The organism is uncultured Roseibium sp. (genome assembly GCF_947496995.1).
GTDB lineage: Bacteria > Pseudomonadota > Alphaproteobacteria > Rhizobiales > Stappiaceae > Roseibium.
This window is the reverse complement of the sequence record NZ_CANMFD010000002.1, coordinates 1-15,350: the sequence shown is the minus strand read 5'-3', so window position 1 is coordinate 15,350 and position 15,350 is coordinate 1. Positions and strand designations below refer to the sequence as shown.

Annotated in this window: 15 protein-coding genes and 1 tRNA gene; all 16 read right to left on the bottom strand. The window is 60.0% G+C overall.

Annotated elements, in window-relative coordinates; genetic code table 11:
- Nucleotides 1-18: 18 nt before the first annotated feature.
- The gene (locus tag Q1B40_RS08730; RefSeq protein ID WP_299812645.1) at nt 19-1,545 is read right to left on the bottom strand and encodes an NADH-quinone oxidoreductase subunit M; all 1,527 of its coding nucleotides are present in this window, start codon (nt 1,543-1,545) and stop codon (nt 19-21) included.
- A complete protein-coding gene (nuoL, locus tag Q1B40_RS08725) occupies nt 1,545-3,548 on the bottom strand; it encodes an NADH-quinone oxidoreductase subunit L (RefSeq protein WP_299812643.1) in 2,004 nt (667 codons plus the stop codon). Before nuoL ends, Q1B40_RS08730 begins: the two co-directional genes overlap by 1 nt.
- A 6-nt stretch (nt 3,549-3,554) precedes the next feature.
- Nucleotides 3,555-3,863: an NADH-quinone oxidoreductase subunit NuoK gene (gene nuoK, locus Q1B40_RS08720; protein ID WP_068418566.1), complete on the bottom strand. Its 309-nt coding sequence runs from the start codon at nt 3,861-3,863 to the stop codon at nt 3,555-3,557.
- Nucleotides 3,864-4,062: 199 nt separating this feature from the next.
- Nucleotides 4,063-4,677 (bottom strand): NADH-quinone oxidoreductase subunit J, encoded by a 615-nt coding sequence (locus Q1B40_RS08715; RefSeq protein WP_299812640.1) that lies wholly within the window; start codon nt 4,675-4,677, stop codon nt 4,063-4,065.
- Between the two features lie 90 nt (nt 4,678-4,767).
- Nucleotides 4,768-5,256 (bottom strand): NADH-quinone oxidoreductase subunit NuoI, encoded by a 489-nt coding sequence (gene nuoI / locus Q1B40_RS08710; RefSeq protein ID WP_103223580.1) that lies wholly within the window; start codon nt 5,254-5,256, stop codon nt 4,768-4,770.
- A 21-nt stretch (nt 5,257-5,277) separates the two neighbouring features.
- Complete coding sequence (locus tag Q1B40_RS08705; RefSeq protein ID WP_068418504.1) at nt 5,278-5,514, bottom strand: NADH dehydrogenase; 237 nt, start codon at nt 5,512-5,514, stop codon at nt 5,278-5,280.
- Entirely contained in the window at nt 5,511-6,569 is a 1,059-nt protein-coding gene (gene nuoH, locus Q1B40_RS08700) for an NADH-quinone oxidoreductase subunit NuoH (RefSeq protein ID WP_068418497.1), read from the bottom strand. The genes Q1B40_RS08705 and nuoH overlap by 4 nt, the downstream gene beginning before the upstream one ends.
- Nucleotides 6,570-6,585: 16 nt before the next feature.
- Nucleotides 6,586-8,649 carry an NADH-quinone oxidoreductase subunit NuoG gene (gene nuoG / locus Q1B40_RS08695; protein WP_299812629.1) on the bottom strand — a complete coding sequence of 688 codons (2,064 nt, stop codon included), beginning with the start codon at nt 8,647-8,649 and terminating at the stop codon, nt 6,586-6,588.
- 26 nt (nt 8,650-8,675) lie between these two features.
- Nucleotides 8,676-9,977: an NADH-quinone oxidoreductase subunit NuoF gene (nuoF, locus tag Q1B40_RS08690; RefSeq protein WP_068418490.1), complete on the bottom strand. Its 1,302-nt coding sequence runs from the start codon at nt 9,975-9,977 to the stop codon at nt 8,676-8,678.
- A gap of 9 nt (nt 9,978-9,986) precedes the next feature.
- Nucleotides 9,987-11,306 (bottom strand): NADH-quinone oxidoreductase subunit E, encoded by a 1,320-nt coding sequence (locus Q1B40_RS08685; protein WP_299812624.1) that lies wholly within the window; start codon nt 11,304-11,306, stop codon nt 9,987-9,989.
- Between the two features lie 81 nt (nt 11,307-11,387).
- Nucleotides 11,388-12,572 carry an NADH-quinone oxidoreductase subunit D gene (locus Q1B40_RS08680; protein ID WP_299812622.1) on the bottom strand — a complete coding sequence of 395 codons (1,185 nt, stop codon included), beginning with the start codon at nt 12,570-12,572 and terminating at the stop codon, nt 11,388-11,390.
- Complete coding sequence (locus tag Q1B40_RS08675; protein WP_299812620.1) at nt 12,565-12,996, bottom strand: GFA family protein; 432 nt, start codon at nt 12,994-12,996, stop codon at nt 12,565-12,567. Before Q1B40_RS08675 ends, Q1B40_RS08680 begins: the two co-directional genes overlap by 8 nt.
- A 12-nt stretch (nt 12,997-13,008) precedes the next feature.
- Nucleotides 13,009-13,614 (bottom strand): NADH-quinone oxidoreductase subunit C, encoded by a 606-nt coding sequence (locus Q1B40_RS08670; RefSeq protein ID WP_299812618.1) that lies wholly within the window; start codon nt 13,612-13,614, stop codon nt 13,009-13,011.
- 87 nt (nt 13,615-13,701) lie between these two features.
- Nucleotides 13,702-14,280 carry an NADH-quinone oxidoreductase subunit B family protein gene (locus Q1B40_RS08665; RefSeq protein WP_068418475.1) on the bottom strand — a complete coding sequence of 193 codons (579 nt, stop codon included), beginning with the start codon at nt 14,278-14,280 and terminating at the stop codon, nt 13,702-13,704.
- Nucleotides 14,271-14,636 carry an NADH-quinone oxidoreductase subunit A gene (locus Q1B40_RS08660; protein WP_068418473.1) on the bottom strand — a complete coding sequence of 122 codons (366 nt, stop codon included), beginning with the start codon at nt 14,634-14,636 and terminating at the stop codon, nt 14,271-14,273. The genes Q1B40_RS08665 and Q1B40_RS08660 overlap by 10 nt, the downstream gene beginning before the upstream one ends.
- A 506-nt stretch (nt 14,637-15,142) precedes the next feature.
- Nucleotides 15,143-15,219: transfer RNA gene (locus Q1B40_RS08655), tRNA-Asp, on the bottom strand.
- Nucleotides 15,220-15,350: the final 131 nt, after the last annotated feature.

Sequence of the window (15,350 nt, the reverse complement as noted above, 5' to 3'; positions counted from 1 at the left end):
TGTCTCGTCCTCGAAACCTTAGTGAGACACGGCGGCGGGCGCCGCGTGCTGGGCGACACCTGCCGCGTCAAGTGCCGCAGTGTAGTGATTGATGAGATTGTCGACCGCCCCCTGGGTGACGTCCAGGATCGCCATCGGATAGAAGCCGAAGAAGATCGTCAGCAAGACCATCGGGATCAGAATGACCTTTTCCCTGAGATCCAGATCGAGGATCGACTTCAGGCTTTCCTTCTCGATCGCGCCGAAAACAACCCGGCGGTAGAGATAGAGCGCGTAGACCGCGGACAGGATCACGCCGGACGTCGCGAAGACCGCGACCCAGGTGTTCACCTGGAAGGCACCCATCAGGACCAGGATTTCGCCGACGAAGCCCGAGGTGCCCGGCAGGCCGACATTGGCCATGGTGAAGATCAGGAACACCACCGCGTATTTCGGCATCCGGTTGACCAGTCCGCCATAGGCGGCGATCTCGCGGGTGTGCATCCGGTCGTAGATCACCCCGACGCACAGGAAGAGAGCGCCGGAAACGATGCCGTGAGACAGCATCTGGAAGATGCCGCCCTGAACGCCCTGATGGGTCATCGTGAAGATACCCATGGTCACGTAGCCCATGTGGGCGACGGAGGAATAGGCGATCAGCTTCTTGATGTCTTCCTGGGCGAGCGCCACCAGCGAGGTATAGATGATCGCCACTACCGAAAGCGTATAGATCAGCGGCGCGAACATGTCCGAGGCGATCGGGAACATCGGCAGAGAGAAGCGCAGGAAGCCGTAACCGCCGAGCTTCAGGAGAACGCCGGCCAGAATGACCGAACCCGCCGTCGGGGCTTCCACGTGCGCATCCGGCAACCAGGTATGCACCGGCCACATCGGCATCTTGACCGCGAAGCTCGCGAAGAACGCCAGCCACAGCCAGGTCTGCATGCCGGCCGGGAAGCCGTGCGTCAGAAGCTGCTCGATGTCCGTCGTTCCGGCGTTCCAGTACATCGCCATGATCGCGATCAGCATCAGCACCGATCCGAGCAGCGTGTAGAGGAAGAACTTGTAGGACGCATAGACGCGCCGCGCGCCGCCCCAGACACCGATGATCAGGAACATCGGGATAAGGCCGGCCTCGAAGAACACATAGAAGACCACCAGATCGAGCGCGCAGAAAACTCCGATCATCATCGTCTCAAGCACCAGGAAGGCGATCATGTATTCCTTGACGCGCTTCTGGATGCTTTCCCAGGACGCCAGGATGCAGAACGGCAACAGGAACGTGGTCAGGATCACGAAAAGCACCGAAATGCCGTCCACGCCCATCCTGTAGCTGACATTGCCGCCGAGCCATTCGCGTTGCTCGACGAACTGGAAGCCCGGATTGTCGTAGTCGAAGCTGCCCCAGATGAACAGCGACAGGACGAAGGTCACGCCCGTGGTCACCAGGGCAACCATGCGTATGTTCCGCCTGCTTCCCTCATCCTCGCTGGGAACCAGCAGGATGAAGACCACGCCAAGCAACGGCAGGAAAGTCGTGAGTGACAGAATTGGCCAGTCAATCATTAGTGTGCACCCCCGCCGGTGCCTGCACCGGTGAACATCGACCAGGTTATGAGCGCAGCCACACCGATCAGCATCGCAAAAGCATAGTGATAGAGATATCCGGTCTGCAGTTTCACGACCCAGGTCGTGACGTTCTGGACGCGGGCAGCAACACCGTTCGGACCGAAGCCGTCGATGACTGTGCCGTCGCCCTTCTTCCACAGCATGCGGCCGATCCACATGGCAGGCCGGACGAAGATGAAGTCATAGAGCTCGTCGAAGTACCACTTGTTGAGCAGGAACTGATAGAGGCCGGAATGGCGCTCCGCCAGTTGCTTCGGCATCTCCGGCGAGCGGATGTAGAACTGGTAGGCCACCAGGAAACCGAGAACCATCATGATGAAGGGCGAGACCTTCACCCAGGCCGGAACCTCGTGCATGGCATGCAGAATGTGGTTGGTTTCACTGGTGAACAGCGCTCCCTTCCAGAACTCCGCATAACCTTCCCCGTAGAAGATCCCGTAAAAGACCATTCCGGCAAAGGCCGCGCCGATCGACAGGATCCCCAGAGGGATTGTCATCACCAGCGGCGATTCATGCACGTGTTTCATGACATCCACCGGCGCGCGCGGCTTGCCGTGGAAGGTCATGAAAGTCAGACGCCAGGAATAGAAGGCCGTCAGCGCCGCGGCGATCACCGTCAGCCAGAAGCCGTAGAGCGCCATCGGGTTGGCATGATCGCCGGTGGACCCAGCAAACGCCGCTTCGATGATGGCATCCTTGGAGATGAAGCCCGCAAAGCCGATATGGGTGAACGGAATGCCGACGCCGGTCAGGGCCAGCGTGCCGATCATCATTGTCCAGTAGGTGATCGGAATGTGTTTTCTCAGCCCGCCCATCTTGCGCATGTCCTGCTCGTCGGAAACCGCATGGATCACGGACCCGGCGCACAGGAACAGGAGCGCCTTGAAGAAGGCGTGTGTGAACAGGTGGAAGATGCCGATGGAATAGGCCCCGACCCCGAGGGCGACGAACATGTAGCCGAGCTGGGAACAGGTCGAATAGGCAATCACCCGCTTGATGTCGTTCTGCACAAGACCCACGGTCGCGGCGAAAAACGCCGTCGTCGCGCCGAAGAACACGATCACGGCCAGCGCCGTATGCGACAGCTCCATCAGCGGCGACAGACGCGCCACCATGAAGACACCGGCTGTCACCATCGTCGCGGCGTGGATAAGGGCGGAGACCGGCGTCGGGCCCTCCATCGCGTCCGGCAGCCAGGTGTGCAGCAGGAACTGAGCCGATTTGCCCATCGCTCCCATGAACAGCAACAGGCAGACGACGGTCATCGCCGCATGCGCATCCAGATGATAGCCGAGGAAGGTCATCACCTCGCCGTGCTCCCCGATGAAGGACGGCGCATCGTTGAAGATAGTGGTGAAATCGATGCTCTGGAACAGATAGAACACGCCGAAGATACCGAGCGCGAAACCGAAGTCGCCGACACGGTTGACCACGAAGGCCTTCATGGCGGCCGCGTTCGCGGACGGCTTCTGGTACCAGAAACCGATCAGCAGGTAGGAAGCCAGACCTACGCCTTCCCAGCCGAAGAACATCTGCAGCAGGTTGTCTGCGGTCACCAGCGACAGCATCGCGAAGGTGAACAGCGACAGATAGGCGAAAAAGCGCTGCCGGTGCGGATCGTGGTGCATGTAGCCGATGGAATAGACATGCACCAGCGCGGACACGGTGGTGACCACGACCAGCATGACCGCCGTCAGCGTGTCGACACGGATCGACCAGTAGACGTTGAGGTCTCCGACATTCAGCCAGCGGAACAGATTGACGACCTGTGCTTCCGATCCGCCGAACCAGAAGCCGCAGAACGTGATCCAGGACAGCACCGCCGTCACGACCAGCAGTGAACTGGTAATATATTCGCAAGCCTTGGCGCCCAGGGAGCGTCCGAAAAGGCCGGCAATCAGAAAGCCGATAAGCGGCAGGAACAGGATTGCGGAATACATCGGCCCCTACCCTTTCATCACGTTTACGTCTTCCACGGCGATGGAACCGCGGTTCCGGTGGAAGACCACCAGGATCGCCAGGCCGATCGCCGCTTCGGACGCGGCCACGGTCAGCACCAGCATGGTGAAGATTTGCCCCATCATGTCGCCAAGGAACGACGAGAAGGCGACAAAGTTGATATTCACCGACAGCAGCAGCAGCTCGATAGACATCAGGATGACAATCACGTTTTTCCTGTTCAGGAAGATCCCGAAGATCCCGATCGTGAACAGGATCGCCGCGACCGAAAGATAGTGCGACAGACCGATTTCCATGGACGCCTCGCCGTGCTCCCCTCGTTTACCCCAACCGGAAACCGCACGGAGGAGCGTGCCGGTGTCCGGGCTTTCCCAGACCAACCTGCTTTTGCGGGTTGCCCCGCGAAAGCAGAAAAGTTGATCAATTCAATAGTGCTGGAGCATCGTATCCGCGATGGTTCCAACGCGGGACGCTCCTGAACGCAATGAAATTGCGTCAGATACCTTTTCCCGTTTCCACTTTCCGGACCTCGATGGAGGTTTCGCGGTTACGCGCAACCTGATCCGGTATGCTTTGACGTTTGACGTTCGGCTTGTGGCGCAGCGTCAGGACGATTGCCCCGATCATCGCCACCAGCAGCACCAGGCCAGCGACCTGGAAGAAGTAGATGTATTTCGTGTAGAGCACCGACCCGAGTGCCTGGATGTTGCTGGTTTCGGTCAGCGGCGGCATCGGTTCGGCGCCGTGTCCGAGCATTTCCGGTGCAATGACCCAGGCCCCCAGGCCCATCAGCAGTTCGACAAGCAGAATCAAGCCGATCAAGGCTCCGACAGGCATGTACTGCAGAAAGCCCTGGCGAAGCTCGACGAAATCCACATCCAGCATCATCACCACGAACAGGAACAGGACCGCGACCGCGCCGACATAGACGACGACCAGCAACAACGCGAGATATTCCGCCCCCAGGAGAATGAACAGGCCGGCGGAATTCACGAAGGCGAGAATCAGGAACAGAACCGAGGACACCGGGTTGCGGGACGCGATCACCATGAAGGCGGACGCCACCGTGACGCCGGCAAACAGGTAGAAAAAGAGGGCTTTCAGGATCATTTCTAAGACCTGTCTGTCGTATGGCCTGTCGGCCGGAAGTGCGGTGCCCGGCCGGATTGCCGGGCGGAAGTCGAAGTGTCCGGTTAGCTCCTAGCGGTAAGGAGCGTCCATTTCAATGTTTCGGGCGATTTCACGTTCCCAGCGGTCGCCATTCGCAAGCAGCTTGTCCTTGTCGTAGTAAAGCTCCTCGCGGGTTTCCGTTGCGAATTCGAAGTTCGGTCCCTCGACGATCGCATCCACCGGGCAGGCTTCCTGACAGAAGCCGCAGTAGATGCATTTGACCATGTCGATGTCGTAACGCGTGGTCCGGCGGGTGCCGTCGTTGCGGCGCGGGCCGGCCTCGATTGTGATGGCCTGCGCCGGGCAGATCGCCTCGCACAGTTTGCAGGCAATGCAGCGCTCTTCGCCGTTCGGATAGCGGCGCAAAGCGTGTTCGCCGCGAAAACGCGGGCTCACCGGTCCCTTCTCGAAGGGATAGTTGATTGTCGGCTTCGGCTTGAAGAAGTAACGCATCGCAAGAATGAATGCGGATACGAACTCCTGCAGAAACAGCGATTTGACGGCTTGATTAAGTCCCATCGCTTTTTTGCCTCTCTTTCCTCAACCTGCCAGCTGGCTGGCGGCCCAATACCCGATAATCGGAAAGCCGATCACCGGAACTCCAAAAATGACGACGCCCAGAAGCGTCTTGTATCTTGCCGCGGCGCCACCGTCGCCTCCGGCCTGTCTGTTTTTCGTTTCCATCGCCTGGAGCATCCCCTTCAGGATCTTCCAGTCGAGCCAGCCGACATACAGGCCGACAGCGGCACCGATCAGCCCGGCAAGCGAGATGCTCACGCCGCGCCCGGAGCCCAGCCCATGATCATCAGCACGGCGGCCACGACAACGACCATACCCAGCGACAGCGGCAGGAACACCTTCCAACCGAGGCGCATCAGCTGATCGTAGCGGTAACGCGGCACCATCGCCTTCACCATGGCGAACATGAAGAAGCCGAGGAAACATTTCAGCAGGAACCAGACAATGCCCGGAACCCAGGTGAACGGCGCGAAGTCGAACGGCGGCAGCCATCCACCCATGAAGAAGATGCTCATGAGCGCGCACATCAGGCAGATGGCGACATACTCACCAAGCATGAACATCATGTACGGCGTGGAGCCGTATTCGACCATGAAACCGGCAACCAGTTCCGATTCCGCTTCCGCCAGATCGAACGGCGGACGATTGGTTTCCGCGAGAGCCGAAATGAAGAACACCACGAACATCGGGAACAGCGGCAGCCAGTACCAGTTCAGGAAGGACAGCCACGGCACGCCAAGCAGCGTCGCGAGCCCGGTTTGCTGGGCCATAACGATGCCGGAAAGGTTCAGCGTCCCCGCACACAGAAGCACCGTGACGATCACGAAGCCGATGGAGACTTCATAGGACACCATCTGTGCGGCAGACCGCAGCGCCGACAGGAAGGGATATTTGGAGTTCGATGCCCACCCGCCGATGATCACGCCGTAGACCTCGAGCGAGGAAACGGCGAAAACGAAAAGCACGCCAAGATTGATGTTGGCAATCACCCAGCCGTCGGCGACCGGAATAACCGCCCAGGCGGCCAGCGCCAGCAGAACCGACACCAGCGGAGCCAGCAGGAACAGGATCTTGTTCGAGCCCGCCGGAATGACCGGTTCCTTCAGAACGAACTTCAGAAGGTCGGCAAAACTCTGCAGCAGGCCCCAGGGGCCGACCACGTTCGGTCCACGGCGGATCTGGACGGCTGCCCAGATCTTGCGGTCCGCATAAAGAACGTAGGCGACAATCACCAGAAGCACGACCATCAGCAAAATGCTCTGGAATGCCATCCACAGGAACGGCAGACCGTAGGTCGTCATGAACTCAGCCATATCGGTCCCCTACCCCTTATTCTGCTGCTTCCGCCGCCCGCGTTCTGGCGAGCGCCGAGCACTCCGCCATCACCTTGGACGCGCGTGCGATCGGATTGGTCAGATAAAAGTCCCGGATCACATTTGCAAATCCGGCATTGTTCATTTTGGCCTTGGCGTTGGCCAGTTTTGCGATATCCGCGGCATCGCCCGGTTCGATCGCGTCGATGCCCGTCATATGCGGCACGGCTTCGAACAGCTTCGAGCGCAGCTCGCTCAGCGAATCGAATTCCAGCGTCTGGCCGAGACTTGCGGACAGCGCCCGCAGGATCGCCCAGTCTTCGCGCGCATCGCCCGGCGGGAAGGCAGCCCGTTCGCCCAGTTGGACGCGGCCTTCCGTATTGACGTAAATCGCAGACTTTTCCGTATAGGCGGCGCCTGGCAGGATCACGTCGGCCCGATGCGCACCCTTGTCACCGTGAGTGCCCTGATAGACGACAAAAGCGCCATCGGGAATCTCGACCTCATCGACGCCGAGCAGGAACATGACATCGAGCGCACCGGCTTCGAGCATGGCGGCGGTGTCCTTGCCACCCTCGCCCGGAACGAAACCGATATCGAGCGCGCCCACCTGGGCCGCTTCGGTATGCAGGATGTTGAAGCCGTTCCAGCCGTCCTTGATGACGCCGAGAGACTTCGCCGCCGCCGCAAGAGACGCAAGAACTTCGTCCCCATCGGCCCGATTGAGCGCGCCCTGACCGATGATGAACATCGGACGTTCGGCCCTGGTCGGTGCATGGTCGACAAATTCTTTCAGGCTGTCCGGACCGGCACCGATATAGGTGACCGGATAGGTCAGATCAGCGTTTTCGCCGATCAGGCCGATCTGAACGTCGCCGCGCGACCAGCGCTTGCGGATGCGCGCATTCAGAACCGGTGCTTCCTGGCGGGGATTGGTGCCGATCAGCATGATAGCGTCGGCGTCTTCGATCCCCTGGATCGTGGAGTTGAAGATATAGCTGGCGCGGCCGTTCCTCGGATGCAGCGGCGAACCCGGGAAACGGCTGTCCATGTTGGCGGAGCCGAGCTTTTCCATCAGGCTCTTCAGCGCGAACATTTCCTCAACGCCCGAAAGCTGTCCCGCCAGCGCACCGATACGCTCGGCCGGCGCCGCTTTCTCCTTTTCGGCGATGATTGCGAAGGCTTCCGACCAGGAAACCGGCTGCAGCTTGCCGTCTTTCTTCGCGTAAGGGCGGTCGAGCCGCTGGGTCTTCAGGCCGTCCCAGATGTAACGGGTCTTGTCGGAGATCCACTCTTCGTTGATCTCCTCGTTCAGCCGGGGCATCACGCGCATGACTTCCTTGCCGCGCGTATCGACCCGGATCGCCGATCCGAGCGCGTCCATCACGTCGACGCTTTCCGTTTTGGTCAGCTCCCACGGACGGGCATGAAAGGCGTAGGGCTTGGAGGTCAGCGCGCCGACCGGGCACAGATCGACCACGTTGCCCTGCAGTTCAGAGGACAGCGCAGCTTCCAGATAAGTGGTGATTTCAGCATCTTCACCGCGGCCGATCAGGCCCATGTCCGCAACTCCGGCCACTTCCGTGGTGAAGCGGACGCAGCGCGTGCAGTGAATGCAGCGGTTCATGATCGTCTTGACGAGCGGGCCGATATGCTTGTTCTCGACCGCCCGCTTGTTTTCGTCGAAACGCGAGGTGTCGACACCATAGGCCATCGCCTGGTCCTGCAGGTCGCACTCGCCGCCCTGGTCGCAGATCGGGCAATCCAGCGGGTGGTTGATGAGCAGAAACTCCATCACCCCTTCGCGGGCCTTCTTGACCATTTCGGATTTCGTTTCGACCACAGGTGGTTCGCCATTGGGGCCCGGACGCAGATCCTTGACGCCCATGGCGCAGGAAGCGGTCGGCTTCGGCGGTCCACCCTTGACCTCTACAAGGCACATGCGGCAGTTGCCGGCAATCGACAGCCGGTCGTGATAGCAGAAGCGCGGAACCTCGGCGCCCGCCTCTTCACAAGCCTGAAGCAGCGTATAGTCCGCCGGGACATCCACTTCGTTGCCGTCGATGATGAGCTTCGTCATCCGTTGCTCTCCAAATCCCGTTCCGCTTACTCAGCCGCCACCATGGTCGAAGACGTCTTCGACCTGGCCACAAAGTCATCGATGCGCTCTTCGATGACAGGCCGGAAATTCTTGATCAAGCCCTGGATCGGCCAGGCGGCCGCATCCCCGAGCGCGCAGATCGTGTGCCCCTCGACCTGCTTGGTCACCTTGAAGAGCATGTCGATCTCCTCATAGGAGGATTCGCCCTTCACCATGCGCTCCATCACGCGCCACATCCAGCCGGTGCCTTCCCGGCACGGCGTACACTGGCCGCAGCTCTCGTGCTTGTAGAAATAGCTCAGCCGGGCAATCGCCTTGATGATGTCCGTCGACTTGTCCATGACGATCACCGCCGCCGTGCCGAGGCCGGAGCCCATGCCGCGCAGCGTGTCGAAGTCCATCGCGGCATCCTTGATCTGCTCCGCCGTGCAGCAGGGCACGGAGGAACCGCCGGGAATTACCGCCAGAAGATTGTCCCAGCCGCCACGGATCCCGCCGCAATGTTTGTCGATCATCTCCGAGAAGGGAACGCCCAGGGCTTCCTCGAAGGTCGCCGGCTGATTGACGTGCCCGGAAACACAGAAAAGCTTGGTGCCGGTGTTGTTCGGCTTTCCGATGGCGGAGAACCATGCCGCGCCACGGCGCAGAATGGTCGGCGCCACGGCAATCGATTCGACGTTGTTCACCGTTGTCGGGCACCCGTAGAGACCGACATTGGCCGGGAACGGCGGCTTCAGGCGCGGCTGGCCCTTCTTGCCTTCCAGGCTCTCCAGCAGCGCGGTTTCCTCGCCGCAGATATAGGCGCCGGCGCCATGGTGAACGTAGATGTCGAAATCATAGCCGTTCTTGTTGTTCTTGCCGATGAGACCGGCATCGTAGGCCTGATCGATGGCCGCCTGCAGGCGCTCGCGCTCACGGATGAACTCGCCGCGCACATAGATATAGGCGGCGATCGCACCCATGGCGAAACCGGCAATCAGACAGCCCTCGACCAGCGTATGCGGGTCATGGCGCAGAATTTCACGGTCCTTGCAGGTACCAGGTTCCGACTCGTCGGCATTGACCACCAGATAGGCCGGACGGCCATCTGATTCCTTGGGCATGAAGGACCATTTCAGGCCGGTCGGAAAGCCCGCCCCGCCACGGCCACGCAGGCCACTGTCCTTCATTTCCTGAACGATCCAGTCGCGGCCCTTGTCGATCAGGCCCTTGGTGTCGTCCCACTGGCCGCGCTTCTTCGCGCCTTCCAGACCCCAGTCATGCAGACCGTAAATATTGGTGAAGATCCGATCCTGATCTTTCAGCATCTCTTCCCCCTAGTCTTCGCTCTTGGAGGAGGCCACTTGACCGGCATCCACGCGCTTGGAAAATTCCGTATCCCCGCCACCGGCGAGCGTTTTGGCCTGTTCGATCCAGCCGTCCCGTTCGATCCGGCCCTTGAATTTCAGCCGACTGTCGACCCAGGCAACCTCTTGCGGGCCCCAGCTTGCGACCTGGTCGAAGTGGTAGAAACCGAGTTCGTTCAGTGTTGCTTCGAGCTTCGGACCGACACCCTTGAGCTTTTTCAGGTCGTCCGGCTTGCCGCCGCGCGCCTGCGTCAGGGTTTCCGGCGCTTTCTCGTCGCCGGCCGGCGCCTTGTCCTGGTCGGAAGCCGTACCGCCGCTGGCACCGCCTGAACGTGCAACTTCCACTTCCGTGCGGTCATTTGCGTCGGGACGGGCCTTGTTCTGACCGCGAGCCTTGGGCGTTGCGGCCTTTTTCTCTGGATCGTCGCCTGCCGTCTTTGCCTTGACTGTCGGCTTTGTATCCGGATCGGCCTTCTTCGGCGCGGAGGCAGCCGGATTTTCAACCGGTTCCTTCTTCGCACGCGCCGCGACTTCCGCCCTCACCCGCGCAACGGCATCTTCCGCCGGAGTGGGAACGCCATCGTAATCATTGCCGCCCGCATTGATTGGGCCGCCGGCAAACACATGGGAGGCCTTCTCGGCTCCATCGACGATATGGGCAAGGGGCAGTTCGCCCTTGGTATCGTCGTCGATCTCGGAGAGCGTCGTCTGGCCGCCCTCGGCCATGGCGAAACGGCGGCCGTTCTGCGGACCCGGCGTGACTTCCTTGCCGGCGGCAATGTCGTCGATCAGCTGGTTGAAGCTCTCCGGCGTCAGATCCTCGTAGGTATCCTTGAAGATCTGTACCATCGGTGCATTCACACAGGCGCCCAGGCATTCAACTTCTTCCCAGGAGAACATGCCGTCCTCGGAAATTTCGTGCATGTGCTTGGCGATGCGCGACTGGCAGATCTTGATCAGGTCTTCCGACCCGCGCAGCTGGCACGGAGTTGTGCCGCAGACCTGGATATGGGCCTTCTTGCCGACCGGCTGAAGCTGGAACATGGTGTAGAAGGTGGCCACTTCCAGAACGCGGATCCGCGGCATGTCGAGGAGGTCGGCGATGTAACGGATCGCAGGCTCGCTGACCCAGCCGTCATTCTGTTCCTGCGCACGCCACAAAAGCGGAATGACCGCGGAGGCCTGACGGCCGGCCGGGTACCGGTCGATCAGCTTCTTTGCCCACGCGAGATTCTTCTCCGTGAAATCGAAGCTGTCTGGTTGTTCCGCGGCAAGTCGGCGAACTGCCATGGTGCTATCCCCGTTCTTTCAAAGTGACCGGAGCCGGACGGGCGGCTGCCAGGGTCGAATATTTGTGGCAGGCGGTCCGCATCAGCGGTCGACCTCACCGAACACGATGTCCATGGACCCCAGCACAGCCGAAACGTCGGCGAGCATGTGGCCCCGGCACAGGAAATCCATTGCCTGAAGGTGGGCGTAACCCGGCGCCTTGATCTTGCAGCGGTAGGGCTTGTTGGTGCCGTCCGCAACCAGATAGACACCGAATTCACCCTTGGGCGCCTCGACCGCGGCATAAACCTCACCGGCGGGCACATGATAGCCTTCGGTGTAGAGCTTGAAGTGGTGAATAAGCGCTTCCATGGAACGCTTCATTTCACCGCGCTTCGGCGGAACGATCTTGCCGTCGGTCGTGGAGACCGGCCCCGTCTCGACAGTCAGCTTTTCCAGGCATTGCTTCATGATCCGCACCGACTGGCGCATCTCTTCCATGCGGATCAGGTAGCGGTCGTAGCAGTCACCGTTCTTGCCGATCGGAATGTCGAAATCAAGCTCGGAATAACACTCGTAAGGCTGCGACTTGCGCAGATCCCAGGCAGCGCCCGAACCACGAACCATGACCCCGGAGAAACCCCAGGCCCAGGCATCGTCAAGTTCGACAACACCGATATCAACGTTGCGCTGCTTGAAGATACGGTTCTCGGTGAGCAGCCCTTCAATGTCGTCCAGCGTCTGCAGGAACGGATCGCAGAAATCCCAGATATCGTCGAGCAGATCGCGCGGCAGGTCCTGATGCACGCCGCCCGGGCGCACATAGGCCGCATGCATGCGGGCCCCGCAGGCGCGCTCGTAGAACACCATCAGTTCTTCACGCGGCTCGAAGCCCCAGAGCGGCGGCGTCAGGGCGCCGACGTCCATCGCCTGGGTCGTCACGTTCAGAAGATGGGAGAGGATACGGCCGATTTCCGAGAAAAGCACACGCACGAGCTGCCCGCGTTTCGGCACTTCGATGCCGACCAGGCGCTCAACCGCAATGGCAAAGGCATGCTCCTGATTCATCGGCGCAACATAATCGAGGCGGTCGAAATACGGGATCGCCTGCAGATAGGTTTTCTGCTCGATCAGCTTTTCTGTGCCCCGGTGCAACAGGCCGATATGGGGATCGACCCGGGTCACCACTTCGCCGTCGAGTTCCAGCACCAGGCGCAGAACACCGTGGGCAGCCGGGTGCTGCGGGCCGAAGTTGATGTTGAAATTTCGTACCTGAGCCTCAGCCATGTTGAGGATCCTGCTGTTGGGTGAAATACGCGATGACTTCAGCGCCGGTCATTCTGCTTGTGTCGTTGGCGAAGGCGTAATTGGCCGGCTGTTCGTCGACGAAGATTTCGCTCGTCAGTCTGAAAACCGAAGGATCATCGAAGGCTTGAGCGGACATGCTGGTGTGCGAGCCATCGGCCATCCGCCAGAAAAGCGTCGTACCGCACATCTTGCAGAACCCCCGCTCACCGTAGTCGGAGGACTTGTAAACGCCTAAAGCATCTTCGTTTTCCAACTGAACGTCGTTGCAGCCGACTGCCATGAAGACACCGCCAGTCCAGCGACGGCACATGGAGCAGTGGCAGACACCCATTTCGGGTTTCTCCGGCACCGCGGTGAACCGCACCGCGCCGCAAAGACAGCTGCCTGAAAGCCGTTCGCTCATCCCTGCCCCGCCCTAATTCGTCGTTGCTTTTTCATCGCCCGGCAGCACGTAGTCCGTGCCCTCCCAGGGCGAGAGAAAGTCGAAGGTCCGCATTTCCTGGTTCAGGCGCACGGGCTCGTAGACAACGCGTTTCTTCTCGTCGTCATAACGCACTTCCACGAACCCGGTGACCGGGAAATCCTTGCGCAGCGGATGACCGTCAAAACCGTAGTCGGTCAGGATGCGGCGCAGGTCCGGATGGCCGGAGAACAGGATGCCGTACATGTCATAGGCTTCGCGTTCGAACCATTCGGCGCCGGGAAACAGCGGCGTCAGAGAGGCAACCGGCGTGGTCTCGTCGGTCGCGACTTTCACACGGATGCGCTGATTCTGGACCGGAGACAGGAAGTGATAGACCACATCGAAGCGTTTTTCGCGCTCGGGGTAATCCACGCCGCAGATATCGGTCAGATTGATGAACTTGCAGGAGCTGTTGTCGCGCAGGAAACGGATCGCGTCGAGCACACCGGTGGCATCCACGGTCAGTGTCAGCTCACCGTATTCGACCTGCCAGGAAACAAGGATTTCTCCCAGACCAAGCTCAATATGCTCGGCGAGTTCCTTCAAAGTCTCGTCCATCGCGTTCGACCTCACTCCTGGGGAGCCTCAAATTCAAGACGCCGGGCGTCTCATTCCTTGAATCCGCCGCCACGGGGCGACTGATTCTTATCGTTCAATCGTACCGGTACGGCGGATCTTCTTTTGCAGCATCAGGACACCGTAAAGAAGCGCCTCGGCAGTCGGGGGACAGCCCGGCACGTAGATATCGACGGGGACAACACGGTCGCATCCGCGCACCACCGAATAGGAGTAGTGATAATAGCCGCCGCCGTTGGCGCATGATCCCATCGAGATGACGTAGCGCGGCTCCGGCATCTGGTCATAGACCTTGCGCAGGGCCGGTGCCATCTTGTTGGTCAGCGTTCCGGCGACGATCATCACATCCGACTGACGCGGAGAGGCGCGCGGAGCAAAGCCGAAGCGCTCGGCGTCGTAACGCGGCATCGACATCTGCATCATTTCCACGGCGCAGCAGGCCAGACCGAACGTCATCCACATCAGCGAGCCGGTGCGCGCCCACTGGATGAGATTGTCGGTCGAGGTGACAAGAAAGCCCTTGTCGCCGAGCTCATTGTTGACTTCGAGGAAAAACGGATCGTCCGCACCAACCGGATTGCCGGTATTCGGATCGATGATGCCTTTCGGCTGCCGTGCGACGAGCGGCTCGGTCGAGGTCAATCCCATTCCAGCGCTCCCTTTTTCCATTCGTAGATAAATCCGATGGTCAGCACACCGAGGAAGACCATCATGGACCAGAATCCGTACCAACCGAGTTCGCCGAACACCGTTGCCCATGGGAACAGGAAGGCGACCTCAAGGTCAAAGATGATGAACAGGATAGACACCAGATAAAAGCGCACGTCGAACTTCATGCGCGCGTCGTCGAAGGCGTTGAAGCCGCACTCATAGGCCGACAGTTTTTCCGGATCCGGATTCTTGTAGGCCAGGATGAACGGGGAAATCAGCAGAGCAAGGCCGATCACCAGGGCAATGCCGATGAAGACGACAATCGGGACATATTCCCGCAACAGTTCTTCCATGTCTTTCGCGTCCTTGCATATGGAGCGGATCGGGAGGCGATCCAGGTCGGGGCTTCGGCCCTCTCGTCACATCTCCCGACCGAAAGCGCTTAAAGCCGCCGGCCGAGTGAAACCAACATGCGAGCGCACGCTTAGCTTACGACTTGGTGCAACGCAAGACCCAGATCCGGGCAAACTCCTGCCACAGTTGGACCAATTTCCCGCGCAGCCTCGACAATTCCCTCTTTTCAGCCACTTTGCAGCAGAACAAAATCTTTGCACAGGCAGACAAGGAAATATGCCGCACCTGCGATAGAAATCCACCCCTCCCACAGAATCGGATCTGAACCATCGGTATAGCAAAAGCCGAACAAATTGAAGCCGCTGCGTTACCACGGGATTCGACCTGTGGAACCGGCTCGCAAATCGCCCGGATGCGATGCATATCGACGAGCTCCGCTGACGAAGCCGGGATTCTGCATTAGGTTTTAAGTGGAAGATATTGAGAATTCGATAAAAACCGTGAGTGGCGCGAGTGACGGGACTCGAACCCGCGACCTCCGGCGTGACAGGCCGGCACTCTAACCAACTGAGCTACACCCGCACATTCACGGTAGTAAAGCGCCCTTCCCTGACCGCTGCCTTCAGCGATTTGGAAAGTGGCGCGAGTGACGGGACTCGAACCCGCGACCTCCGGCGTGACAGGCCGGCACTCTAACCAACTGAGCTACACCC